22 protein-coding genes and 1 pseudogene are annotated in these 25091 nt (G+C 70.3%); 10 read left to right on the plus strand and 13 right to left on the minus strand.

The genetic code is table 11. The features are described from left to right. The 6 genes from ABD289_RS21565 (at position 1) to ABD289_RS21590 (ending at position 8361) form a co-directional block, all read left to right on the plus strand. The gene (locus ABD289_RS21565; protein WP_344135962.1) at positions 1-849 is read left to right on the plus strand and encodes a mycofactocin-associated electron transfer flavoprotein beta subunit; all 849 of its coding nucleotides are present in this window, start codon (positions 1-3) and stop codon (positions 847-849) included. Between the two features lie 91 nt (positions 850-940). Further along, positions 941-1723: a mycofactocin-coupled SDR family oxidoreductase gene (locus ABD289_RS21570; RefSeq protein WP_344135965.1), complete on the plus strand. Its 783-nt coding sequence runs from the start codon at positions 941-943 to the stop codon at positions 1721-1723. Then, a complete protein-coding gene (gene mftF, locus ABD289_RS21575; protein WP_344135968.1) occupies positions 1720-3075 on the plus strand; it encodes a mycofactocin biosynthesis glycosyltransferase MftF in 1356 nt (451 codons plus the stop codon). Before ABD289_RS21570 ends, mftF begins: the two co-directional genes overlap by 4 nt. Then, complete coding sequence (gene mftE / locus ABD289_RS21580) at positions 3072-3731, plus strand: mycofactocin biosynthesis peptidyl-dipeptidase MftE (protein WP_344135971.1); 660 nt, start codon at positions 3072-3074, stop codon at positions 3729-3731. Before mftF ends, mftE begins: the two co-directional genes overlap by 4 nt. A 181-nt stretch (positions 3732-3912) precedes the next feature. Beyond that, the gene (locus ABD289_RS21585; protein ID WP_344135974.1) at positions 3913-6006 is read left to right on the plus strand and encodes an ArnT family glycosyltransferase; all 2094 of its coding nucleotides are present in this window, start codon (positions 3913-3915) and stop codon (positions 6004-6006) included. A 243-nt stretch (positions 6007-6249) separates the two neighbouring features. Continuing rightward, positions 6250-8361: a hypothetical protein gene (locus tag ABD289_RS21590; RefSeq protein WP_344135977.1), complete on the plus strand. Its 2112-nt coding sequence runs from the start codon at positions 6250-6252 to the stop codon at positions 8359-8361. Between the two features lie 282 nt (positions 8362-8643). Here ABD289_RS21590 and ABD289_RS21595 read toward each other — a convergent pair whose 3' ends face one another. Beyond that, positions 8644-10062 (minus strand): hypothetical protein, encoded by a 1419-nt coding sequence (locus ABD289_RS21595; RefSeq protein ID WP_344135980.1) that lies wholly within the window; start codon positions 10060-10062, stop codon positions 8644-8646. Between the two features lie 314 nt (positions 10063-10376). Then, a complete protein-coding gene (locus tag ABD289_RS21600; protein WP_344135983.1) occupies positions 10377-12305 on the minus strand; it encodes a heavy metal translocating P-type ATPase in 1929 nt (642 codons plus the stop codon). 94 nt (positions 12306-12399) lie between these two features. On the opposite strand from ABD289_RS21600, the gene ABD289_RS21605 reads away from it, so the two are divergent. Next, entirely contained in the window at positions 12400-12756 is a 357-nt protein-coding gene (locus tag ABD289_RS21605; protein ID WP_344135986.1) for an ArsR/SmtB family transcription factor, read from the plus strand. A gap of 87 nt (positions 12757-12843) precedes the next feature. On the opposite strand, the gene ABD289_RS21610 is transcribed toward ABD289_RS21605, so the two are convergent. From ABD289_RS21610 to ABD289_RS21640, 7 genes are all read right to left on the minus strand, one after another. Beyond that, positions 12844-13449, minus strand: a complete 606-nt coding sequence (locus tag ABD289_RS21610; RefSeq protein WP_344135989.1) for a hypothetical protein — start codon at positions 13447-13449, stop codon at positions 12844-12846. Positions 13450-13713: 264 nt separating this feature from the next. Continuing rightward, positions 13714-14076 (minus strand): hypothetical protein, encoded by a 363-nt coding sequence (locus ABD289_RS21615; protein ID WP_344135993.1) that lies wholly within the window; start codon positions 14074-14076, stop codon positions 13714-13716. A 594-nt stretch (positions 14077-14670) separates the two neighbouring features. Continuing rightward, a complete protein-coding gene (locus tag ABD289_RS21620) occupies positions 14671-15834 on the minus strand; it encodes a lactate 2-monooxygenase (protein ID WP_344135996.1) in 1164 nt (387 codons plus the stop codon). 67 nt (positions 15835-15901) lie between these two features. Next, positions 15902-17047 (minus strand): sulfotransferase family protein, encoded by a 1146-nt coding sequence (locus tag ABD289_RS21625; protein WP_344135999.1) that lies wholly within the window; start codon positions 17045-17047, stop codon positions 15902-15904. A gap of 9 nt (positions 17048-17056) precedes the next feature. Further along, a complete protein-coding gene (locus ABD289_RS21630; RefSeq protein ID WP_344136749.1) occupies positions 17057-17833 on the minus strand; it encodes an SDR family oxidoreductase in 777 nt (258 codons plus the stop codon). A 5-nt stretch (positions 17834-17838) separates the two neighbouring features. Continuing rightward, positions 17839-19005 carry a hypothetical protein gene (locus tag ABD289_RS21635; protein WP_344136002.1) on the minus strand — a complete coding sequence of 389 codons (1167 nt, stop codon included), beginning with the start codon at positions 19003-19005 and terminating at the stop codon, positions 17839-17841. Positions 19006-19025: 20 nt separating this feature from the next. Beyond that, positions 19026-19502, minus strand: a complete 477-nt coding sequence (locus tag ABD289_RS21640; protein WP_344136005.1) for a nuclear transport factor 2 family protein — start codon at positions 19500-19502, stop codon at positions 19026-19028. A gap of 127 nt (positions 19503-19629) precedes the next feature. Here ABD289_RS21640 and cysC point away from each other — a divergent pair. Next, a pseudogene (gene cysC, locus ABD289_RS21645) lies at positions 19630-20190 on the plus strand (adenylyl-sulfate kinase); the annotation flags it as partial. Between the two features lie 129 nt (positions 20191-20319). Continuing rightward, positions 20320-21162, plus strand: a complete 843-nt coding sequence (locus ABD289_RS21650; RefSeq protein ID WP_344136008.1) for a formate/nitrite transporter family protein — start codon at positions 20320-20322, stop codon at positions 21160-21162. A gap of 150 nt (positions 21163-21312) precedes the next feature. Here the strand turns inward: ABD289_RS21650 and ABD289_RS21655 are convergent, their stop codons facing one another. From ABD289_RS21655 to ABD289_RS21665, 3 genes are all read right to left on the minus strand, one after another. Next, on the minus strand, positions 21313-22170 hold the full coding sequence (locus tag ABD289_RS21655; protein WP_344136011.1) for an SAM-dependent methyltransferase: 858 nt from the start codon (positions 22168-22170) through the stop codon (positions 21313-21315). 157 nt (positions 22171-22327) lie between these two features. Continuing rightward, complete coding sequence (locus tag ABD289_RS21660; protein ID WP_344136014.1) at positions 22328-23188, minus strand: helix-turn-helix domain-containing protein; 861 nt, start codon at positions 23186-23188, stop codon at positions 22328-22330. 171 nt (positions 23189-23359) lie between these two features. Beyond that, positions 23360-23593 (minus strand): DUF397 domain-containing protein, encoded by a 234-nt coding sequence (locus ABD289_RS21665; protein WP_344136017.1) that lies wholly within the window; start codon positions 23591-23593, stop codon positions 23360-23362. Positions 23594-23981: 388 nt separating this feature from the next. Between ABD289_RS21665 and ABD289_RS21670 the strand changes: the two genes are divergently transcribed. Continuing rightward, positions 23982-24185, plus strand: coding sequence for an HC3 family zinc finger protein (locus tag ABD289_RS21670; RefSeq protein WP_344136020.1), 204 nt, complete (start codon positions 23982-23984; stop codon positions 24183-24185). Positions 24186-24204: 19 nt separating this feature from the next. Here ABD289_RS21670 and ABD289_RS21675 read toward each other — a convergent pair whose 3' ends face one another. Then, complete coding sequence (locus ABD289_RS21675) at positions 24205-24927, minus strand: GGDEF domain-containing protein (RefSeq protein WP_344136023.1); 723 nt, start codon at positions 24925-24927, stop codon at positions 24205-24207. Between the last annotated feature and the right edge of the window lie 164 nt (positions 24928-25091).

Consider the following 25091-nt stretch of genomic DNA (forward strand, 5'->3'; position numbering starts at 1 on the left):
ATGGGACCGCAGATAGTCGTGGCGCTGAGCCACTCCCACCGCCGGGTCGAGGTCGACCCGCTGACGGCGCAGCTCGAGGGCGGCCACCGAGGCGCTGGCGCTGCCGAACTCGCCGCGCTGGAGCACGCCCTGCGCCTCGCCGAGCACTTCGACGGCCGCGTGCTCGCGATCACCGCGGGTCCACCGGAAGCGGAGCAGGGTCTGCGGGAGGCGCTGGCGGCCGGTGCCGACCGGGCGATCCGGGTGGATCACGATCCGCCGCTGGATCCGAACTCGTTGGCGCGCAACGGTTCCGAGACGGCACGAGCGCTGCTGACGGCCCTCCCGCAACGACCGGACCTGGTGCTGTGCGGCGATCGTTCCGCCGATGGCGGGACGGGCAGCACACCGGCCTTCCTGGCAGCGGAACTCGGCGCGGCGCAAGCTCTCGGCGCGGTCCGGCTGGACGCCGACGGGGAGGCACTGCTCGCTCAGCGCCGCCTCGACGGCGGATCCCGCGAGGTCCTCCGCCTGCGCTGGCCCGCGGTCGTGTCCGTCGAAGGCGGCCTCCGGCCACGGCGCGCGAGCCTGCCCGCGGTCCTGGCCGCCCGGGAAGCGGACATCCCCGTCGTGCGGCACCGCGCGAGCACTTCCTCGCCCGCTGTCATGTCGACGCGCCCGCGCCGCCCGCGCCCCCGCGCGCTGCCGCCGCCGGCCGGGGCGGCTCCGCACCAGCGCGTCCTCGAGCTCACCGGCGCGCTGGCGAACCGCACCCCGGCCAAGGTGGTCGGACCGCTGTCCGCGTCCGAGGCCGCCGACGAGCTCCTCGGCTACCTCGAGACTCGCGGCTATCGGACGGAACACCGATGACCACCGGCGGTGCCATACTCGTGGTCGCCGCCGGGGCCAGCACCCGGCGGGATGTGCCAAGTGTTCCCATCGATGACGCGGAGGCGGTGCGATGAGCCGGGTTGCGGTGGTCACCGGGGCCGCTCGCGGGGTCGGGGCTGCTGCGGTGCGGCAGCTCGCAGCGGACGGCTGGCGGGTCGTCGCCGCGGACATCTGCGCCGACGATCCCGGGGTCGGATATCCGCTCGGCACCCGCGAGCAGCTGCGGCAGCTGGCGGGCGAGTGGCCGGACTCGGTGCGCGACGTGGTGGCCGACGTCCGCGACCAGGCTCAGCTGCGGAACGCGGTCGAGACAGCCGAGCGGGAGTTCGGGGGAGTGGACGCGGCGGTCGCGGCCGCCGCGGTGATGGCGGGCGGGCGCCCGCTGTGGCAGACCACCGACGCGGAGCTGGACGCGTTGTTCGACACCGGTTTTCGCGGCGTGGCGAACCTCGCGCGGACCGCGGTGCCCGCGATGCTGCGGAGAGCGGAACCGCGGTCCGGCCGGTTCGTGGCGCTGGCCTCGGCGGCCGGGCACACCGGCCTCTACCACCTGGCGGGCTACAACGCGGCCAAGCACGCCGTGGTCGGGCTGATCAAGGGCCTGGCCACCGACCTGCGCGGTACCGGCGTCAACGCCACGGCCGTGTCGCCCGGCTCGACCCGCACCGAGATGCTCGCCGCCACGGCCGCCTACTACGACCTCGACGACGTCGATCAGTTCGGGCCGCACCAGTTGCTGGACCGGATCCTGGAGCCGGAAGAGGTCGCCGCGGCCGTGTGCTGGCTCTGCGACGAGCGCTCCTCGGCGGTGACCGGGACCGTGGTGCACGCCGATGGGGGGTTCACGGCGTGAGCCTGCACCTGGAACCGGACCCCGGCCTGCAGCGCTGGGACGAGGGCCGCACCGTCGCGGGCGGCTCCCCGTTCCGCATCTCGCGCCTGAGCCCGAAGGGCAGCGAACTCCTCGACCGCTGGATCGCGGGCGAGGCCGTGACCGAGGGGCACTCCCTGGCGAGCAGGCTCGTCCGGTCCGGTGCGCTGCATCCCCGCTACGACCGCAGCCCGTTCGGCCCCGCGGACGTCACGGTCGTGATCCCCGTCCACGGCCCGGACCCCGCCGAGCTGCGCAGCGCGCTGGAAGGCCTCCGGGTGATCGTCGTCGACGACGGTTCGCCGGAACCGATCCCCGGCGCCGTGCGCCACGAGACACCCCGCGGACCGGGCGCGGCCCGCAACACCGGCTGGCGGTTGGCCGAAACCCCGCTGGTGTGCTTCCTCGATGCGGACACCGCGCCGCAACCCGGCTGGCTCGACCCGCTGCTGAAGCACTTTGCCGACCCCGAGGTCGCCGCCGCGGCCCCGCGGGTCCGCAGCGCCCCCGGTACTTCGACGCAGGCGAGCTACGAGGCCACCGAGTCCCCGCTGGATCTGGGTCCGCAGCCCGGACCGGTGCGGCCCGGTTGCCGGATCGCCTACGTGCCCACGGCCGCGCTGCTGGTCCGCACCGAGACGCTTTCCGAACTGGGCGGTTTCGACGAGAGCATGCGCTTCGGCGAGGACGTCGACCTGGTGTGGCGGCTCACCGAATCCCACCAGGCCCGCTACGAACCCGAAGCCGTGGTCCGGCACGCCCCGAGAACCGGTTGGCCGGCCCTGCTGCGGCAGCGGTTCGGCTACGGCTCCTCGGCGGGGCCGCTGGGCAGCAGGCACGGCGAACGCGTCGCACCGGTGCGGATGTCGCTGTGGAGCGTGGTGACCTGGCTGCTGGTCCTGCTCGGCCGCACCCGGCTCGCCGCCGTCGTCACCGGCGCTGCCGCGTTCCTGCTGGCCCGCAAGCTGGACGCGGTCGGTGCGCCGGTCACCGCCTCCCTGAAGCTGGCCGTGCACGGCAACCTCGGTGCCGTCCGGTTGCTGCTCCAGGTCTGCGGTCGTGATTGGGCGCCCCTGGCCGTCCCGCTCCTGCTGTGCACCCGCCGCGGCCGCCGGGTGCTCGCCCTGGTGGCCGCGCGCCACCTGCTGGACTGGCACCACCGGCGCCCGGCGCTGGATCCGCTGCGGTTCGCGCTGGCGCGCATCGCCGAGGACGCGGCCTACGGCTGCGGCGTGCTGCGCGGTGCGATCGCCGCGCGCGACGGGTCGGCGCTGCTGCCGGTGCTCACCGACTTCGGCGGTCGCAGCAGCGTCCCGGTGGGCGATCGAACGTGAACCTGGCCGGACTCGCCTGGACCGACCTGCGGGAGCCGCGGCTGCTGGCGGTCCCGGTCGGTGCCACCGAGCAGCACGGCCCGCACCTGCCGTGCACCGTCGACACCGATATCGCGGTGGCGCTGTGCGAGCGGCTGGCGCAGCGGCGCGACGTGGTGGTCGCCCCGCCGGTGGCCTACGGCTCCAGCGGCGAGCACGCGGGTTTCCCCGGGACGCTGTCCATCGGGCAGCGGGCGGTGGAACTCCTGCTCACCGAGCTCGGTCGTTCGGCCGACGCCTTCGCGGGCGTGGTGCTGGTGTCCTGCCACGGCGGCAACGCGGGCCCGGTTCGCCGCGCGGTCGCCACGCTGCGCGCGGAGAGCCGCCGGGTGCTGGCCTGGTCGCCGAGCGGGCCACCGGACGACAGCCACGCCGGACGCACCGAAACGGCGGCCATGCTGGCCCTGCGCCCGGAGGCGGTCCGGCCGGAACGCGCCGAGCGCGGCAACACCGAGCCGCTGCCCGAGCTCGTCGATCGACTACGGGCCGGGGGCGTGGCCGCCGTCAGCGGCAACGGCGTGCTCGGAGATCCCGTACCGGCGACCGCCGAGGAGGGCCACCTCGTCCTCGAGTCCTGGACCGGTTCGCTCGTCGCGGCCGTCGACGGCTGGGCCTGAGCGGAGTTCACGTCAGGCGCCGACGGATTCATGCCTTCGGTGCGATCCCCGCGCCACGAGATGCCGCGGGCGTCCGATTTCTCCATGATGACCACTGCTGGCAACGCGGGCCGGGGCGCGAGCGTGTCTGAACCGGGGGCCGCGCGGGCTCCGCCTGGGGAGATCGTCGAAGGGACTTCCGGTGGCCGTCGAGCTGGAGATGACCAGGACCGAAGCCGGTGACGAGCGCACCGAGCCGGGGCGGCGCGCCGACGTCGTCGCATGGCTGGTCGCGGCAGCGGCCTTGGTGGGCGGGCTGTGCTTCGTGCTGGTCAACGCGTACTACAACGGCGGCCGCCTCATCCCGGCGCTCGACGACGCCTACATCCACATGCAGTACGGCGCGCAGATCGGGCGCGGCGAGTTCCTGCGGTTCAACGATGGCGACCCGATCAGCACCGGCGCGAGCAGCCTGCTCTACGTCACGATCCTCGGCGCGATGTACTTCCTGGGTGCGCAGGGCGGCCTGCTGTTGCCCGCGGCGGTGCTGCTGAACATCATCTGCCACGCGCTGACGGCGGTCGGCGTCGTGCTGCTCGGCAGGCGACTGTCCGGCCCGGTCGCCGGAGCGTGGGCCGGGGCGCTGGTCGCGCTCAGCGGCCCGCTGCTGTGGTCGGCGACCACCGGGATGGAAGTCTCGCTCATCGCCTTCCTGCTGGTAGCGACGCTGCTGGTGTTCGTCCGCGAGAGCGAGCGCGGCAGCTTCCCGATCACCCCGGTGCTGGTCTCGCTGGCTGCCCTGGGCCGCCTGGAAGCGCTGATCTTCTTCCTCCTGCTCCCGCCGCTGATGATCCGCCGGATCTGGCGGCGCCCCGGCAAGACGGCGGCGCGGCTCGGCGCCACGGCCTGGAGCCTGCTGCCGTTCGCGCTGATCGCCGCGCAGCTGGTGTTCTACAAGATCGTCACCGGCAGCGCCTCGCCGAACGGTTCGCAGGCCAAGTCGCACCTGAACATGCCGAACTTCAACCTCGGTGAACTGCTCGGCGGGATGGCGGACAACTACGCGGCGCTGCTGGAGATCCTCGCCGGGATCTCCAGGCAGGACTTCACCTTCCCCGGAGCCCTGCTGTTCGCGGGCATCGGCGTGGTCTACCTGGTCGGCGAGCCGGGAGTGCACCGCCAGGTCGGTCTGATCATCGGCGCGGGCACCGTGCTCGCCCTCGGAGCGGTGTCCACGATGGCCACCGCGCTGTGGCAGCAGGTCCGCTACCTGCACCCGTTCCTGCCGCTGTTCCTGCTGCTCGTCGTGCTCGGCGTCGGGGCGGTGGTCGGGTGGCTGCGCCTGCCCGCCCGAGCGGCGACCGCGTTGCTGGTGGTGGCCGCGCTGTTCACCGCGGTGTCCGTTCCGCTGTGGGCGCACGTGGCCATCCAGGACTCGGCGAGCATCCGGGCACGCCTGGTCAAGGTCGCCACCTGGGCGAACGGGAACCTGCCCGCCGATGCGCGTCTCGGCGTGCACGACGTCGGCGCGGCCGCTTACCTCGGCGACAACAAGACCGTCGACCTCATCGGGCTGACCACCAACGGATTGGCCGAGCCCGCGATCAACGGGATGGGAAGCCTCTACGAGGCGCTGCGCGAGATGGCGCCCGAGCAGCGGCCCGACTACATCGCCACGTACAACTCGATGCCCAACGGCGTCGACCTGGCCCGGCTCGCGAACGCCTCGATCTACGCCGAGCCGATGCTCAGCACCCCGCAGATGACTGTGTGGCGCTGCGACTGGAGCCTGCTGAACAGCGGCGACCGGCCCACCATCCCGGTGGACGGGCAGGTCCGCGACCACTTCGACATCGCCTCGATGCGCTCGGAGGAGGCGCACGACCACGAGTTCCGCGCGGCTCGCTCGGACTTCCAGCCGATGACCGAAGTGCGCACCGTGGAGACGGGCGGCCGCGAGGTCGTCGACAGCGCCCGGCACATCTGGGGCGAGCAGGAGTTCACCCTGCACGACCTGGAGCCCGGCCGAGACCTGCGGCTGGTCGCCCGCTACGACTCCCGGGGCCCGGTTCCCGGTCGCTACACCGGCACGCGGCAGGTGCGGGTCTACGCCGATGGTCACGAGATCGGCAAGCACCGGTTGGCCCCGGACCCCAAGGGCTGGTCGGAGTCGGTGATCGAGATCCCGGCGGAGCGGGTCACCGGTTCGGAACTGACCGTCCGGCTGGCCGCCACCCAGGAGTTCGTCGGTCCCTACCCGGACTACAAGTCCTTCGGGTTCTGGGCCGTGCAATAGCTGTGACCTGCTCGTTGCTGCGGTGCGACTCGGGCGGGCAGGCGCATTTGCCCCATTCGTCTTGGATATAGTCGCCCGGTCCGGGGCCTCGTCCTCGATGGACGGCGGATCCGGAGTCGCAGCGCGGTGCGGGGGACCGGCAGGCGACGTTCCCCCGGTAGTAGCGGCCACACCGTTGCCGGAACGAGCGAGGGCCGAACGCGGCGCACCCGCGCGCGTCGGCTGCAGGAAAGGACCCGCTGGGTGACTGTGACGAAGGATGTCGCCGAGGTTCGCCTCGACGACGAGGTGGTGCCGGTTTCCGAACCCGCGAGACCGCGCGAGCGGCGCTGGACGGCATGGCTCGTCGGCGCCGGGGCGCTGCTGGCCGGACTGTGCTTCGTGCTGGTCGACATCTACTACAACCACGGCCGCTACGTCCCGCCGCTCGACGACGCCTACATCCACATGCAGTACGGCGCGCAGATCGGGCGCGGCGAGTTCTTGCGCTACAACGACGGCGACCCGATCAGCACCGGCGCGAGCAGCCTGCTCTACGTCCTGCTGCTCGGCTCGTTCTACGCGGTCGGGTTCAACGGGCCGCTGCTGCTGCCGGCCGCGGTGATCTTCGGCGTGGTCTGCCACGCGCTGACCGCGGCGGGAGTCGTGGTGCTCGGCCGGCGTCTCGCCGGCCCGGTGGTGGGCGCGTGGTCCGGTGCGCTCACCGCGTTCAGCGGACCGCTGCTGTGGGGCGCCGCCAGCGGTATGGAGATCTCGGCCACCGCGTTGCTGCTGGTCTCGACGCTGCTCGTGCTCACTCGCGAAGTACCGCACGGCGTGTTCCGGTTCACCCCGGTGCTGGTCGCGCTGGCCGCGCTCGCCCGGATCGAGGCGATGGTCTTCCTGGTGGCGGTACCGGTGCTGATGATCTGCAGCATCTGGCGTCGCCCGGGCCGCAAGGTGGCCGCCAGGATCGGTGCGACCGCCTGGAGCGCGCTGCCGTTCGTGGTCGTCGCCGCGCAGCTGCTGTTCTACAAGATCGCCACCGGCAGCGCCTCGCCGAACGGCTCGCAGGCCAAGTCCCACCTGAACATGCCGAACCTGACCATCAGCGAGCTGGCGGGCGAGGTCTCGGACAACTTCGCCGCCTTCATGCAGATCCTCTCGGGCATCGAGCGGCAGGACTTCACCTTCCCGGGGGCGTTGTTGCTGGCCGCGGTCGGTGCGGCGGTGCTGGCGCGCGACCGCGGCCCGCGCCGCTGGGTCGGCTGGACTCTGGGCGTCGGCACCGTGCTGGCGCTCGGTGCGATCTCCACGCTGGGCACCGCGCTGTGGCAGGAGGTCCGCTACCTGCAGCCGTTCCTGCCGCTGTTCACGCTGGTCGCCGTGATCGGCCTGGCCGATCTCGGCGGGCGGCTGCGGGCCGGGTCCCGCGGCCCGGTCGCCCTGCTGGCGGTCGCGGCGCTGTTCACCGCGCTGTCGGTGCCGCAGTGGGTGCACCGCACCGTGCAGGACTCCGGCGGCATCCGCGAACGCGTCGTGGCGCTGGCGAGCTGGATGAACGGCGCGCTGCCGCCGGGCACCCGGGTCGGGGTGCACGACGTCGGCGCGGCCGCCTACCTCAGCGATCACCCCACCGTCGACCTGGTCGGCCTGACCACCAACGGCCTGGCCAAGCCCGCGCTCAACGGCATGGGCGCGCTCTACGAGGAGCTGCGCGAGATGCCGGTCGATCAGCGCCCGGAGTACGTCGCCATCTACGACCGGATGCCCGAGGGCGTGCAGCTCGACCAGCTGGCCGACGCCCAGCTGTTCGGCGTTCCGGTGCTGGCGCTGCCCACGATGACGGTCTACGAGGCCGACTGGAGCCTGATCGACACCGGCGACCGGCCGATGTCGCCGGTGCGCGGTGAGATCCGCGACTACGTCAACGTCGGGTCGATGGCCTCCGAGGAGGCCCACGACCACGACGTCGCCCCGGCGGACGCCTCCTTCCAGCCGTTGACCGCGGTCCGCACCGTCGAGGAGGGCGGTCACCAGGTCGTGGACAGCTCCCGGCACGTGCGCGGCGAGGAGGAGTTCGTCCTGCACGACCTCGTGCCGGGCGAGTCGGTGCGCCTGGTGGCGCGCACCGACTCGTCCTCGCCCAAGCCGGGGATGTACACCGGCGCGCGGCTGGTCCGGGTCTTCGCCGACGACACCGAGGTGACCACGCACTACCTCGAGCCCGACCCGAAGGGCTGGTCGGAGACCACCATCACGATCCCCGCCGAGCTGGTCACGGACTCGGAGCTGACCATCCGGATGGGCTCCGCGCAGGGCTACGGCGGTCCGTACCCGGACTACCAATCCTTCGGCTACTGGGCGATCCAGTAACGACGAGTCGCGCAGCGCAGGCGAACGATATCGGCCCGGGGTTCGGGGCACCGGTGGGTGCTCGGAACCCCGGGCCTTCTCGTCCGGGACCCGGCCGGAAGAGGTCTGCGGGCAACGCTTCCGGGCAACCGCAGCGGCACCGCGCTCCCGTCGGTCACCGCACGAGTGGCCGGTTCCGCCCGGCCCGCGGCGCATCGGCATCGCCTCCGGACGACGAGCGGCCCCCTCCCGAACGGGAAGGGGCCGCGCATCGTCCTTCGAGTCGCCCGCCGTCGCGGATCGTCAGTCCGCTACTTCCTCCGGAATGGTGGCGTAGACCATCCGCTTCGTCGGGTGCTCGGCGACCGTCCACATGGTGCCGAGGTTGGTGCCGCCACGTCCGTTCTCCCAGTGCGAGAGGTCTTCCGGACCGATGGCGGCGTTCTGGGACGTCGCACTTCGCAGCATCTCGGTCGAGGAGGACGCCTTCGCGGTCTGGTACAGCGTGCCGTTGTTGTTCTGCCCGTGGCTCTGGCTCAGGTACCAGCGATCGTTGAACCGGGCAGCTCCCTGGACGTTGCTGACCGGGAGCTTGTGCGCGACGTCGGCCTGCCAGCGGTACCCGGTGTCGGTGATCTGCTCACCGTCGGCGTCGACGGCGCCGGCCATCGGCCAAGCGGCCACCCGGCCCCATCGCGTGACCTGGTCGTTCGCCTTGTTGCAGTACTCGCCGGCGAGCATGTGGTCGAGGCCGCTGCGATCCAGCCCCGCGTACGAGAACTTCAGACCCGCGGCGTTCGGCGTGCAGCGGTCCTCCGCGTTCGAGGTGGTCAGGGTCCAGGAGGCGACCTGCGGCATGACGTAGCGGTAGCCGTGCCCGTAGTAGGTCCCGCTCCGCCTGCCGATCTCCTGCGGGTCCTGGGTGGTGCCGTTGGAGGCGGCGCCCAGGTCGTAGATGTGCCTCATGTCGAACACCCGGAACCCGCGCCCGGTGTCGGCGACGTACAGGAAGTTGCCGTACCAGACCATCCCGCCCGCGTGCAGCGAGCAGTTGTCGTCCCTGCTGTCCCCGCCCACCTGCGTGCTGCGCACGCTCATGTAGCTCGGGTTGTCGTAGGAGTTGATGGTCGGATAGACGAGCAGGACGTGGCGGTACTCGCCGGTGTGCGGATCCATGAAGGACACTCGGACGCCCTTCTCGGGATCTTGGTCCTCGTCCTTGTCTTCGCACGCGATGTCGTCCGCGTCGCCGGGGCCCCGCTTCCTGGTGTGGTCGTACCAGGAGACCAGAACGGGCTGGTTGTTCTTCGCCGGATCGCCCCAGTACTTGTCGTCCTGCGCATCGGCGACCGTGGTCACGCCCTGCGGGTACCAGAGACGAGTGTCGTTGTCACCGTCGTTGAAGCAGACGTTGTCGGACACCCTGTCCAGGCGAGTTCCCACGGCCTCGTCGTTGCACGGGTCGTAGGCGTTGCCCACCTGGCCGGTGCGGTTGGCGTCGGCCAGGATCCTGCCCACCCCGGCGTTGGGCAGCTGCTCGTCGAGCTTGGCGACCCTGTTGCTGAGCTCGTCTCCCATGTTGTTGGGGCGAAGTTCGAAGTTGGCCAGGTTCAAGGTGGGGTCGTCGGCCGGGCTCGGTGCCGTGTGCGCCGGCACTGACGTTGCCAGCAGCCCGAGCGTGACCAGACCGGCCACGGCCATGCCGCGCGGTCGTGTGCGCATCGAGATTCCCTCCGGTGTTCTGTTGTGCTCCGGGCCGTCCCCTCCAGCCGGAGATCTCACGAGGCTCAGTCTGGCCGCGATCGCGCTACCGCGATGCGAAACCGGTGGAACTCACCTGAACGGCCCAGTTCGACGTCGTCCCGGCGCACCTCGACGGACGGCGCCGGCCCTCTTGCCGACCTCGTGCGAAGCGGAATCCCGTTCGCGCTCAGCCCAGTTCGATGGCAAGACCGAGGTGCGAAGCGGAATCGCTCCGCACCTCGGCCCGCTCGGTCGTGCTGCCGAACGACGAGCGCTCGCGAGGAGCGCGCCTGCTACTCGGTGGTGCTGGTCTTCCAAGCGGAGCGGCGCAGCAGCCGAAGTCCGTTGAGCGCGACCAGGATCGTCGAGCCCTCGTGCCCCGCAACGCCCAGCGGCAGCGGGAGATGGCCGAACAGGTCCCAGCACACCAGCACGGCGATGAACGTTCCCGCGATGACCAGGTTGGCCATCATCACCCGGCGGGCGCGCTGTGCCAGGGCCAGCGTCCCGGGAATGGTGCCCAGGTCGTCGCGCACGACGACCGCGTCGGCGGTCTGCAAGGTCAGGTCTGCGCCGGCGACGCCCATTCCGATACCGACGTTGGAGGCGGCCAGGGCGGGTGCGTCGTTGATCCCGTCGCCGACCGCGGCCACGCGCTTGCCCTCGGCCTGCAGCTCCTGCACGGCTTCGAGCTTCTGGTCCGGCAGCAGTCCGGCGCGCACGTCGCTGATCCCGACGCGCTCGGCCAGCTGCATCGCGCTGGAGTGGTTGTCCCCGGTGAGCAGGATCGGATCGTTGCCGGTCAGCGCTCCGGTGGCTGCCACCGCGCTGGCAGCTTCCGGGCGCGGTTGGTCGGTGATGCCCAGCAGCCCGATCGGCCTGCCGTCGCAGAGCACGGCAACCGGGGTGTGCCCGTGCGGGGCGTCCGGCAGCCACGAGGTGTCGCCGACCAGCGAGGTGGGCGAGCCCAGTTGCACGTGGTACCCGTCGACCTTCGCCGACACGCCGCGCCCCGGCAACGCCGAGAACTCCTCGGCTGCCGACAGGCTCAGCCCGCGCTCGCGCGCCTTGCGCACCACCGCGCGCGCCAGCGGGTGTTCGCTCGGGTGCTCCGCCGCTGCGGCCAGTTGCAGCAACCGCTGCTCGGTGTAGCCGGACAGCGGGCGGATCTCGGCGAGCTCCGGGGTGCCGCGGGTCAGCGTGCCGGTCTTGTCGAAGGCCACCTGGTCGGCCGAGCCCAGCTGCTCCATCACGACCGCCGACTTCACCAGCACGCCGTGGCGACCGGCGTTGGCGATGGCGGCCAGCAGCGGCGGCATCGTGGCCAGCACCACCGCGCACGGCGAGGCCACGATCATGAACGTCATCGCGCGCAGCAGCGACTCGTGCAGGTCCGCGCCCCACAGCAGCGGGACCGCGAACAGCAGCACGGTGCACGCGACCATGCCGACCGAGTAGCGCTGCTCGACCTTCTCGATGAAGAGCTGGGTGCGCGCCTTGGTCTGACCGGCCTGCTCGACCAGCGAGGCGATCCGCGCCACGACCGAATCCTCGGCGCGCCGGGCCACCCGCACGCGCAGCGATCCGACGCCGTTGAGCGTCCCCGCGAACACCTCGTCGCCCTCGGACTTGTCCGCCGGGATGGACTCGCCGGTGATGGTGGCCTGATCGACATCGCTGGCCCCGGTCAGGACCACGCCGTCGGCCGCGACCCGTTCGCCCGGGCGGACCTGCACCACGTCGCCGACCTGCAGCGCGGAGGCGGCCACCGCGCGCTCCCCGCCGTCCTCGGTGAGCACCGTCGCGGTCACCGGGGCGAGGTCCAGCAGGCCGCGCACCGAGTCCTCGGTCCGCGCGGTGGCGAGCGCTTCGAGCGCGCCCGAGGTGGCGAAGATGACGATCAGCAGCGCGCCGTCGGTGATCTCGCCGATGGATGCCGCACCGATCGCGGCGAGCACCATCAGCAGGTCCACGTCCAGGGTCTTCTCGCGCAGCGCGCGCAGTCCTGTGAGCCCGGGTTCCCAGCCGCCGGTGACGTAGCAGGCGAGGTAGAGGGCCCACCAGCTCCAGGGCGGTGCGCCGAGCAGCTGCAGGGCGAGCCCGGCCAGGAAGAGCACCAGAGCGGCGGCGGCCCACCGGACCTCGGGCAGCGCGAACAGCCGCTTCCGCCCAGGTGACGCTTGCTGCGTCGGACGGCTCGGCGGGGCAGTGGACGTGACCACGGGAAACAACCTCCGCAGGGAGTGGCGGGCTAACCGAAAGATAGCAGAACACGTGAAGAGGTGTTCATGCAAACAACGGACTAGAATGTGCTGCATGGGACACGGGGTGCAGGGACGCGACCGGCAGGTGACCAGCCTCGACGCGGAAGCCGCCGCGCACGTGGCGACCACGCTGCAGGCCCTGGCCACGCCGAGCCGGTTGCTGATCCTCGCCGAGCTCCGGCAGGGGCCGTTGCCGGTCACCGAGCTGGCCGAAGCGGTGGGCATGGAGCAGTCCGCCGTGTCCCACCAGCTGCGCCTGCTGCGCAACCTCGGCTTGGTGAGCGGTTCGCGGTCCGGGCGCAGCATCGTCTACAGCCTCTACGACAACCACGTGGCCCAGCTGCTCGACGAGGCCGTCTACCACAGCGAGCACCTCCGGCTCGGGTTGGTGGACCGCTCCGGCGACTGACGTCCGGGTTCGCGCCGCGTGGAACGTCCGAGGGGTGGACGGCCGCGGGCTCGCGCTCGCGATGCGTCTCATGGCGCCGGGTGCCGGTCAGCTCGTCCGGGGCGGGCGCAATCCGAGGGCGCTCAGCCGCAGCCCGGCCAGCTTCGCGATCACTTCGGAATCGCCGGCGCGCCAAGCCGCCGCGGGATCGCTGCTCGCCGTCTTGAGCTCGCGGTGCGGGAGTTCGGCGAGCGCGCGCAGCGCCAGCACGTCGACGGCGTGCTCGCGCATGTTCACCGCACGGGAGGCGGTGCGGGCGTAGCGGATTCGTCGCGGCAGCCACAGCGCCAGCAGCGGGAGCAGCGCGAGCGCGCCGACCAGGACGGCCGTCGCGGAAGCCGACAGCTCGACGATCTCCAGCATGCGGTGGCCGCTGTCGGTGAGCACGTCGCCCGCTGCGGTTCCGCGGCCGAGGACGTCGGCGAGCCGATCACCGGCGAAGGGCACGGTCGAGGCGGTGCGGGAGGCGTCGGCGAAGGTGCCGCCGAGTTGCGCGCCCGCGTCGATCATCCGGTACCCGGGGGAGCGCAGTTCGAGCACGGCGGCCTCGGTTCGAACTGAGAGCTGATATCCGAGGTAGATCCAGGCCAACGCGGCGAGGTCGAACAGCACCTGAGCGGTTAAGCGAACGGGGCGTTCGGCGTATAAGCGCATGCCGGATTCTTGCATCGGCGCGCGCGGCCGATCACCCGGGTGCTATGAGTCCAGTGTGGACGCCATGCGGTGGTTGTTCGGTAATCGCACGGTATTTCGCCGTTCATCCGGCCGTCTTCCGCTGCACTCGGAGCAGCGGGTCGAGGACGTCGGGAGATGCTCAACACCCGGTGTCCGGCGCGGTCGGACACAGAAGTGCCCGCCCGGCGCGCCGCACCGGGCGGGCACCGCACCCCCCGTTCCCCCGTCCACCCGGGGGTCTCATCAGCCCGACAGTTCGGGCGGCTCCTGCGCGTGGCTGAGCGCGAGTCCGGTGCCCCAGCAGTTCGGGCACAACCTGCGCGAGGTGGTGATCTGCGGGCCGTCCGACTCGTCGCGGTGCACCTGCTTGGCGGCGACCTCGCGCGCGCCCTCGCAGTGCGCGCACTGGGCGCGCGGTAGCTGCTCCGCGGGCAGATCCTCGGCCTGCCCGATGAGCTGCGCCCGCAGCCTGCGAAGCTCCTGCGGTTCGTCGGCCGGGTGCGAGTGCCTGCCGAGGAGTCCCGCCTCGGCCAGCGCCGTCTCGTACTCGAGCAGCAGCCGTTCCACTTCGTCGCCGAGGCTTCCCTGGCGGGAGTTCGCCTGCATCACCCGGCTCGCAATCCGCGCGCCGGGTTCGCGGCCAGTCGTCGGGGAATCATCGCGCCATCCGAATTGTAGTGCAACAGGATCCGGCCGGGATAATACATTGGCTTGAACGGATAGATCCAGGTCGTTTTCCGTAGGGATGTCATCCGGAAAATGGGCGTGGAAAGCGGATCTGTCAATTCCGGTTGTCCGTCGGAAGATTTCGGGGCTGGGCGGAACTCGCAGAGGGGGGATTAGCGGTTCCGCCCAGCCGACCGCGAGACGACAAGGGGGATGTCGACGCTCGCGGCGGCGGCGCAGGGGAATAGAGGGGGCGCCGCCGCGAAAGTGATCATAGGCGCGAAAGATGGTGGCGGTCAACGAAAATCCGGCGGATTTCGATTGCGCGAACAACCACGCGCGCGAATTGTCAGGCGGAGGCCGCTCATCCGCAAATACCATTTCGGTCAGCGGATTCCCGCGCCCTGCGGTGTTCGCGCAGGGCGCGGAGCGCGAGGGCGTCGCCGAACGAGCGCCGTCGCACGCGAAAGGTGGAATCCGGTGCCGCGACGTCGAACCGCCCGCGAAAGCGGATGTTCAACGGCGTCGCGGCGCTCAGCGCACCGGGCGCAGTGCGTCCCGGGTGAGTTCGGCCGGTGTCGAGTAGCCGTCGACGGCCATCAGCAGGTCGGTCTCGGCCAGGATGCTGCGCAGCACGTGCACCACGCCGTCGGTGCCGCCGAGCGCGAGGCCGTAGGAGTAGGGGCGGCCGATGCCGACCGCGCTGGCGCCCAAGGCCAGGGCCTTGACCACGTCCGAGCCGCTGCGGACCCCGGAGTCGAACAGCACCGGCAGGTCACCGGCAGCCTCGACGACCTCGGGCAGCATGTCCAGCGCGGGCAGACCTCCGTCGGCCTGGCGGCCGCCGTGGTTGGAGCAGTAGATGCCGTCGACGCCGAGGTCCTTGGCCTGCCGGGCGTCGTCGGGGTGGCAGATGCCCTTGACGATCAGCGGCAGGTCCGTCAGCGATCGCAACCACGGCAGGTCGTCCCAGGTCAAGGAGTTTCCGAAGATCCGCACCCAGTTCAGCACCGCGGAGTTGAGGTCCTCCTCCGGCGACTTTTCCAAGCTCGCCCGGAAAACCGGGTCGCTGGTGTAGTTGCTCAGGCAGTGACCGCGCAGCTGCGGGAAGTTCGACGTGGCCAGGTCGCGCGGCCGCCAGCCGGGAATCCAGGTGTCCAGGGTGACGACGATGCCCCGGTAGCCCGCCTTCTCCGCGCGGTGCACCAGGCTCTCGGCCAGGTCGCGGTCGGTGGGCGTGTAGAGCTGGAAGAATCCCGGGGTCTCGCCGAACTCGCCCGCCACGTCCTCCAACGGGTCGTTCGACAGCGTCGAGGCGACCATCGGCACCCCGGTGCGCGCCGCCGCGCGGGCGGTGGCGAGATCACCGCGGTCGTCCTGCGCGCAGATGCCGAGGACCCCGATCGGCGCCATGAACACCGGGGAGGGGAAGCGCATCCCGAACATCTCGACCGAGAGGTCGCGGTCGGTGGCACCGCGGAACATGCGGGGGAGCAGGCCCCAGCCGTCGAAGGCCTCGACGTTGGCGCGCTGGGTGCGCTCGGATCCGGCACCTCCGCGCACGTAGGACCACACCGACGGCGGGAGCGCCTGCTCCGCACGACGTTCCAGCTCCTGGAACTCCATCGGGAGGTCGGGGACGACCCCGGACAGACCGTTCAGGTAGATCTCGAGCTGGTAATCACCGTAGGACATCATCGGCCTCCCCGGGTCGTGCGGTTGTGCCCGGCACCGTAGTTCACCGCACGCGCTCGCGGGCCGCGGGTCAGACGAGGGCGGCGAAGCGCTCGTCGACCTGCTCGTCGGACAGGCCGAAATCGGCCAGGCTGTAGCGGTGCGCGGGCTTGGCGACTCCGGTGGTGCTCCGCTGCTGCAGCTCGTGCATCGCCGAGCGAGCCGCGTCGTCCAGCGGCAGCCCGAAGTGCTCGTAGATGCGCTCGACGGTGCCCACCGGCTCGGCCACGAAGTCGTCGTAGTGCACGTCGTAGAACCGCGCGCCGGGGTGGCGGTCGCGGGCCGCGTTGAACTTCCGCAGGCCGCGCGACCACAGATCCAGCTGGTCGGTGCCGAGCGTGCGGCCCTGGAAGGTCGTGGACCAGCCCTCGGTCGCCTTGGCAGCGAGACTGCACATGGAGGCCATGGCGGTCTTGGGGTCCCGATGGGTCTGGATCACGATGGCGTCCGGGTAGACCTCGAGCAGGGCGTCCAGCGCGAACAGGTGGCTCGGGTTCTTCAGCACCCAGCGCCGGTTCCGATCCGGCATGCCGATCAGCTGCAGGTTCCGCTTGTGCCTGCGGTAGGCGGGCGTCCAGTCCTGACCGGCCAGCCAGCTCGAGTAGCTGGGGATGTGGGCCAGGCACTCGTAGGAGACCGACCGGATCGACTGGCGGAGCAGCTGCCAGCACTCCTCGACCTGCTCGGCGGACATGTAGTGCAGGCCCATGAACTCCGGGCGCTCGACGTGCTGCTGCGCGTAGGCCTCCTGGATCGCCCGGAACACCGGGTCGTCGGCCCAGGCATCCCGCGGCGGGCGCGGTTGCGGGACCTCGGTGAGCCAGACCTCCAGCCCCTGGTGCGCGGGGTCGGCGGTGAGCAACCGGTGCAGCGCGGTGGTGCCGGTGCGGGGCAGGCCGGTCACGAAGATCGGCTGCTCGATCGGCACGTCGGCGTGCTCCGGGTGCTGCTTCCAGGCCTGTTCGCTCAGCAGCCGCGCGGTGAGCGCGCCGCGGAGGAAGGTGCGCTTCATCTTGTTGCCGTGCGGCGTCAGGTTCGCCTCGCGCCGGTAGGACTCCAGCAGCATGGCGAGGCCTTCGCGGTGATCGTCCGGGCCGAAGTCCTCCAGACCGGTGATCCGGGTCGCCGAGGCGTGCAGGTCCTCGACCGTTCCCACGGTGTCGCGTCCGTTGCTCATCCAGTCCCCTCAGTGGTGGAACTCGCCGGCGTTGACGTCCAGGCATTGACCGGTGACCGCGCGGGCCAGCGTCGAGAGCAGGAACACCGCCGAGTCGGCGATGTCGTCCGGCTCCGGGAGCCTGCGCAAGTCGGTGCTCTCGGCGGTCTCGGCGTAGACCTCGTCGCGGGTGACGCCGCGCTGCTCGGCGAGGTGGCCCAGGTACCACTTCAGCGCATCCGCCCAGATGTAGCCGGGGGCGAGGGTGTTGACCCGAACACCTCGCGGACCCAGCTCGCTGGAGAGGCTCTGCGCCATCGACAGCAGCGCCGACTTGGTCATCTTGTAGGCCCCGTAGGGCTGCCGGGAGTGCCGCAGCACCGCCGAATTGATCATGACCACAGAGCCTCCGGAATCGACCAGCGCCGGGGTCAGCGATCGGGTCAGCCGCAGCGTGCCGAGCACCGTGGTCTCGAAACCCGCGCGGATGCCGGCCAGGTCCGCGTCGGACAGGTCGGCCAGCGGCGGCAGCGCGAACGCGTTGTTCACCAGCCCGTCCACCCGGCCGAAGGTCTCCGCGCACCGGGAGGCCAGCTCGTCGGCCGCCGCCTCGTCGCTGATGTCGGTGGGCACCACCAGGGCCTCGCGTCCGAGCTCGGCGACCTCGTCGGCCACCGCGCGCAGCCGCTTCTCGGTTCGAGCGGCCAGCACCACGTCGGCGCCCGCCGCGGCGCAGCGCAGCGCCAGGGAACGTCCCAGTCCCGGCCCGACGCCGGAGACCACGACGACCTTGTCCCGCAACAGCATCCCGCTCACCCCAGCATCCGGTCGCCGATCGCGGCCTGGCGCGCGGCGATGCGTTCCCGCCACCGCTCGGGGCCGATGCGCGCTTGCTCGTAGTAGGGGAGCCGCTGCGGCAGCTGGTCGAAGTTCACGACCTCGACCTCGGGTCCGTCGGCCGCGGTGAGCTCGCGGGAGAGGCGTTGCCAGCGGAACTGCATGTAGCCGCGCCGATGTCCGGTCAGCTCCATCCAATTGGCGAGGCCGGGATCGCGCTCTGCCAGCACCAGCCGGATTCGACCGTCCGGGTCGTGCTGCGCCTGGTCGGTGGTGAGGCTGGTCTGGTGGTTGATGTAGTCGGTGGAGATGTACCACATGCTGCCGAGCTGGAAGCCCTGGTACGGCGCCTCCGAGACCGGCACGCTGAGGATCAGCGCTTGGTCGTCGGTCAGCTCGTAGTGCCCGGCCGAGGAGAACTGCGTGCTCAGACCACCCGGTGTGCTGCGGGGTTCGGTCATCGTGTTGACCGGCAGGTTGAGGTAGAACCACTCCGGGAACGCCAGGAAGGTGCGCAGCCGCGACAGCAGGATCTTTCCGGCCACTCCGTAGCGCTTGGTCACCAGATCCATGGTGTGCGGCGGCGGGGCGCCGCCCGCGGTGTCGGCGCGGCGGATGCGGATCAGCCCGCGCCGCTCGGAGTTCCAGTCGCTGTAGACCTCGCGCACCACCAGGATCGCGGAACCGGGTGCGAGCGTGAAGTAACCAGGTCCGCGGGCCGGTCCGGGCCCGAAGCGCACCTCGAAACAACCGTTCTCGTCGATCTCCAGCTCGCGGTCGTCGAACGCGGCGAGGCTGTCCGGCACCTCGACAGGGGAGTAGTCGCCGTTGAGCACCTGGAAGCTCAGGTCCGCGGTGCTGCCGCGGCGGCCGGAGACCACGTACTCGGCGTCATCGCGGATGTAGGAGTGGAAGTACACCGCGTCCGGGTTGTCCAGGCCCATCTTGGTGAAGGGGCCGGTGGACTGCACGAAGTGGGGGAAGTCCCGCTCGTAGGCCCGGGCCAGCATGATCGACGCCTGGATGCCGCCCGCGAGGTAGTCGTGGCCCTCGGCGAGGTCCTGTTCATCTCGGATGTGCGGCGCGTCGGCGATGACCTTCTCGGCTTCCTGCACCGCCTCCGCGAACGGCTGCGTCAGCATGGAAAGACTCCTAGAACGTGTTATAGGTCGTTGGCCCAGCGGTTGGCGGTGAGCGTGAACCCCGGCAGCGAATCGAAGGTGTAGAGGAACTCGTAGGTGCGGATGTAGCCGGTCTTCGAGATCCGCCACCGCCCGTCGTCCTCCCGGCGGTACTCGTCCTCGTAGAACGCCGCGCCCTGCACGATGGTGCTGAACTCGGTGGCGATCACCATGTCCTGGAAACCCCAGGTGCCGGTCGCCGCGTCGCCGTCGATCTCGATCTCCGGCTGGCCCGCGGCGTGCGTGGTGATGATCCCGGGGCCGAGGTTGTCCCGCATGAACGCCAGAATCGCCTCGCGCCCCTCGAGTTTCAGCGGTGCTCCGGTGGCCTCGGTGCCGTAGTCGGCCACCGCGTCCGCGGTCACGGTGTCCGCGAGTTCGTGCCAGAGCTTCAAGTCGACCGCGCGCAGGTAGCGGTACTTGAGCTGCTTGATGTCCTCCAGTGCGGCCAGGTCCACGACGCCTCCTCGCCTCTCGACTGTCCCCAGCTTTCCGCTTGCCTTGACCGAGCGCAATAACTTGTTCTACTTTTTTCTGAAACGCGTTCTAGTGAAGGTGGGGACGGACGTGTTGCCGAACCTGGAGTGGCACGCGAGCGCGGTTCGCCGCGAGCAACGGGTCGGCCGCGGGTCAACCGTGTGGCTCACCGGGTTGTCCGCGTCCGGCAAGTCCAGCGTGGCGGCGGAACTCGAGCGCAGGCTGATCGCGGGCGGCAGGCCCGCCTATCGGCTCGACGGCGACAACCTGCGGCACGGGCTCAACTCCGACCTCGGCTTCGCCGCCGACGACCGGACCGAGAACGTGCGCCGGGTCGGGGAAGTGGCGTGCCTGTTCGCCGATGCGGGCCTGGTCGCCGTGGTGTCGCTGATCAGCCCGTACCGCGCGGATCGCGCCCGCGCGCGGGAACGTCACCGCGCGACCGGGCTGCGCTTCGTCGAGGTCTTCGTCGACACCCCGCTGGAGATCTGCGAGTCACGCGATCCCAAGGGCATGTACGCCAAGGCCCGCGCGGGAGAGCTGACCGGATTCACCGGCGTCGACGCTCCCTACGAGCCACCGCTCTCGGCGGAGCTGGTGCTGCGGCCGGGCATGGGCGACTCGGCGGCCATGGCCGGGCTCATCGAGGAGGCGCTGGGACGGGCGTAGTGCTCACACCGGATGCGCGGCCGTGAGCGGGGTTTCACGCCGGGCCGGTGGCGGCGTCTTGCGCGACACCAACGGGTGGTGGGGATACGGTCCGCCAGTACCGGAACCGCAGTGCACCTGGAGCCACCCGTGTCCTACGTCAGTCCGCCGGAGTTCGTCACCAAGATGATCGACGCCGGCGAATCGAAGATCTTCATGTCCGCCAGGGACGCTCTGATCCGCGCCTACATGGCCGGTGCCATCCTGGCGCTGGCCGCAGCCTTCGCCGTGACCGTCACCGTGCAGACCGGTAGTGCGCTGGTCGGGGCATTGCTGTTCCCGGTCGGCTTCTGCATGCTCTACCTGCTCGGTTTCGACCTGCTCACCGGTGTGTTCACCTTGACCCCGCTGGCCTGGCTGGACAAGCGGCCGGGTGTGCGGCTCAGCGGTGTGCTGCGCAACTGGGGCCTCGTGTTCATCGGCAACTTCGCGGGCGCGCTGACCGTGGCGGTGCTGATGGCGATCACGTTCACCTTCGCCTTCTCGGTCGACCCGAACGAGGTCGGCCAGAAGATCGGCACCATCGGCACCGGCCGTACCGTCGGCTACGCCGAGCACGGTGCCGCCGGGATGCTGACGTTGTTCGTGCGCGCCGTGCTGTGCAACTGGATGGTCTCCACCGGTGTGGTCGCCGCGATGATGTCGAACTCGGTCTCCGGCAAAGTGATCGGTATGTGGATGCCCATCCTGGTGTTCTTCTACATGGGCTTCGAGCACTCCGTGGTCAACATGTTCCTCTTCCCGTCCGGGCTCATGCTCGGCGGGGACTTCACCTTCGGCGACTACCTGCTGTGGAACGAGCTCCCGACGGTGGTGGGCAACCTCGTCGGCGGGGTCACCTTCGTCGGTCTGACCCTCTACGCCACCCACAACCGCACCAAGACGCCGCACGCGCTCCAGCGGGAGCCCGGTGATCCGGTGGGCGCGAGCTAGCCGGTCCCACGAAAGCGCCCTTGCCGTCGCCCGGTGACGGCAAGGGCGCTCGTCGCCGATGCGGTTGCGATCGCTGTGCTCTCGCTGATCAGCCCGATTCGGTTCGGATGGCGGCGCGGGTCGGGGAACTGCTCGGATGATCGGCCCGCGCTAGGTCTTGCGGCCGACGCCCGCCCAGCAGCCCGAGTCCGAAGGGTCGGTGAAGTCGACCTTCGGCGAGCTCGGGGCGTCGTCCTCCGGGTGCCACAACGAGGTCCAGGTCATGCCGGGATCGAGCAGCTCGAAGTCGCCGAAGAGCGCGGCGGTCTCCTCCTTGCTGCGCCAGGTCAGCTTGCTGGCCCAGTCGTCGTACATCTGCTTGACCTTGGTGACGCCCTCTCGGGTCGGTTCGCCGATCCCGTCATCGGTGGCGTGCGAGATTGCCAGGTAGGAGCCCGCGGGCAGGAGCTCGCGGTAGTGGTGGAGCGCCTGCGGCGTGAGATCGGTGCCGTCCGGCCCTTCCTGCCGGATGTGCAGCACGGCGAGGAACAGCAGCGCGATCGGTCTGGTCGGGTCGAGCACTCCGCTGCCCACGACCTGCTTCCAGAGCCCGCCGGGATCGCGCAGATCGGCTTGCAGGACCGCGTGGCGCTCGAGATCGCCGTGCTCCTCCAGCAGCATGCGCAGGTGCGCGACCGCCACCGGTTCGTGGTCGATGTAGACGACCCGCGAGCCGGGATCGACCTCGTCGGCGATGGCGTGCGTGTTGCCCGGGGAGGGCACGCCGGCGCCGACGTCGACGAACTGGTCGATGCCGAGTTTGGACAGCCGCCGCACCACCCGGTGCAGGAATCTCCGGTTGCTCATGGCCATCGCGCGGACCAGCGGAGTCTCCCGGAGCACGCGCTGGCCGAATCGGCGGTCGATCGCCCAGTTCGTGCTGCCGCCGAGATACCAGTCGTAGACCCGTGCGATGTTCGGCCTGCCCAGCTCGACCCTCATCGGCGGAAACGGGTTCTCCTCGCTCATCGGCGCGCGGGCCTCCCGGATGGATGGACTAGCGGTTCGACCGGATTGTAGTCATCCAATTCCGCTGGGTGATCGACCAACGGTGTTAATCCAAGGCCGAGGCGTATTGCGGAGGCTTCTCGGTTCGGGGTTTGCGCGGCGGTGCGGCCGCGAAACCTCAGAAATCGATCTGCTCGCGGTACTTCTCACCCAGCTTGCGCAGGAAGTCCGCGGTGTCGTGCTGCTCGAGGGCGGCACCGCGGATGCGGTCCCAGGCGTCGTTGAACACGTTGAAGTCCTCTTCGTCGTCCAGGTAGAGGCCGCCCGCGACGTGCTCGACGAACACGAAGTCCCTGGTGCCGTCGTTGAACTTCATCATCGTGAAGTCGTTCGGGACGTAGGGCAGCCGGACCTCGAACGGCAGGACGTGGATGTAGACCTTGTTGTAGCGCTGCTGCAGGTCCAGCAGGTGCTCCACCTGGTCCAGCGCCACCGACGGGTTCGCTCCGCCGGGCATCCGGTGAAAGGCCGCTTCGCTGAGCACGAACCGGTAGTAGGGCGGCCGCGGCAGGTCGAAGACCTGCTTGCGGTCCAGCCGGTTGCGCACCAGCGCGGTCACGTCCGGAACCCGGTCCTCGGAGAACTGGGTGAGCATGTAGTGCTCGGACTGCAGCGGGCCGGGAATCCGCTCGCCGTGCCAGCTGAGGATCTCGGTGGCGGCGGGCTCGAGGTCGGTGAAGGTCCGGAACCACTGCGGCACCGCCGAGCGGTACCCGGACCACTGGCCGCGCGCGGCCGTACCGGAGCGCGCCAGATCCAGCATCAGGTCGGATTCGGACTTGCCGGTGTTGAACGCCTCCAGCATCTTCTGCAGCTCGGCGTTCTTGACCGCCACGGTGCCGGTCTCGATCTTGTTGATCTTGCCTTGGCTGCACCCGAGCAATTCCGCGACCTCTTGCTGGGTCAGCCGTGCGGCTGTCCGTGCGCGGCGGATCTCGTTCCCGAGTTGCCTGCGTCGCGAGGTTACCGTGCTCGGCACCAGTTCTCCGCTCGTTTCCCTGCTTCGCCGTACCGCGTCTGACGGGCCCAAACGCTGCTGTCAAGACCAACACTGTAATGCACTCGGCGGGGTGAGTGCTGCTGCTGGTCCGGCCGAGTCGGCCGCAAAGCGTTACGGATTATTCCAAGACGCGGTGTGCGCAGCGGAAACCTACTCCCGGTCGAACGTTCCAGCGCGCATGCCGGTCAGGAAGCGCGTCCAGGCCGACGCGTCGAACTGGAGGATGACCTCGCCGGTGAGCCGCTTGCTGTCGCGGACACCCACGTATCCGGGGTTTTTCGCGTTCACCTCGACGCAGTTTCCTCCGTTCGGGCCGCATAACGAGGCCCTCCGCCAGCCCGTTGCGCCGAAGACCTGCTGGCTTGCCGGGTTCTCGTGTCGCATCTCGATGCTTCCCCTTCTGGACGTCTCGACTCCGGGTTGGGCGTACTCTAAGATTAATCGAAGGGTATCCGCGAAGGGGGTCGTTGGTGAGGGATGCCAGCCGATCGAGCGAATATCGAGGTTACGCAGGGCGTTCCGCGATGGTTTGCGCAGCTCTTGCGTCCGCTTCCGCGTGTTACTCCTTGCAAGGGCCAGGTAATCTCTATGCTGCGCCTGGGCAGGAAGGCCGGTGCGCACGACTCGCGAGTCGGCGCGTCGGGGGAGTGAATCAGGAATATTCCTGAAGGGCGGCGCGGCACCCGCGTGCGCTGACCGGCCTCGAACCTGGCTACGCAGGCGTGGGGTTCGCGCTGATGCACTGAGTTCGTACCGAGAGAGGAGACTGCGGATGCATCCGTTCCATTGGGTCCCCGCCCAAGAGGAGCGTCATGCCAGCGCCGACCCTCGGCCTTCCGGGGGGTATCCGGCGGGGTTGACCGTCAAGACTCTGTGCGATCAGGAGGTCTCCGCCGAGGTCGGTGAAGTCGCTTGGCTGTGGACCACCTGCATGGCGTGCAACGCCGAAGCGCGTCGCCTCGTGGGCGCCGCCTGACGGCAGCCCCCGAAGCGCTTCACGCCTGGGCTTCGTTGAGCTCCCCGGTCGAGGGGCCGTCCTCGACCGGTGCCAGCGGGCTGCGCCTGCGCGGAATCCGCTCGTCGGCATCGTCCAGCGGGTGATACCGGTAGGTGCCGGCCCGGGATGACTTCGCCCGGTACATCGCCTTGTCCGCGGCGGTGAGCAGGTGGTGCATCCGGTGCGCCGGCATCGCCGCGACGCCGGCGCTGGCGGTGCACCGGATCGGCATCCCCGAGACGAGCTCGGATCGCGCGATTCTCGCGCACATCCGCTCGGCGAGGAGCTCGGCGTCCCGCGTCGCCTTGACGTTGCTGGTCTCGGCGTGCAGCAGGACGACGAACTCGTCGCCGCCGAGCCGCGCGGTGCAGGCCGCGTGCCCGGCGACCCGTTCGATGCGCTGCGAGACCTCGACGATCACGCTGTCGCCGAAGTCGTGGCCGTAGCGGTCGTTGGTCCGCTTGAGTCCGTCGAGGTCGAGCAGGATCACCGCGATGTGGTCGCCGGGGCGCGCCAGTTCGCGCTGCTTTTCCAACTCCCTGTGGAGTCCGGCGCGGTTGGACATTCCGGTCAGGGGATCGGTGTGCGCCGCGCGTTCGGCTTCCGCCAGCCGCTCTTCCAGTTGGCGTCTCTTGCGCTGCGCGTTCAGGTTGGTGGTCAATAACGCCACCGCGAGCACGACCGAGGTGGCCAGCGCCGCGGCTGTGACCAGCCCGCTCACCGTAGCCTGCTCCATTCGTGCGAGTCCGGGAGCGTGCCCGGACGAACGCCGACGCGGCGCACCGGTTCTCGCCGCGGTAAGCCGTTCATCCCCCAGGCCTCCTCCCGATGCCGGGTCCGCCACGGCCGTTTGACCACGCAACGGTTCGTGATCATGGGCTCGAC

The sequence above is a fragment of the Saccharopolyspora halophila genome (assembly GCF_039531955.1).
GTDB classification, from domain to species: Bacteria; Actinomycetota; Actinomycetes; order Mycobacteriales; family Pseudonocardiaceae; genus Saccharopolyspora; species Saccharopolyspora halophila.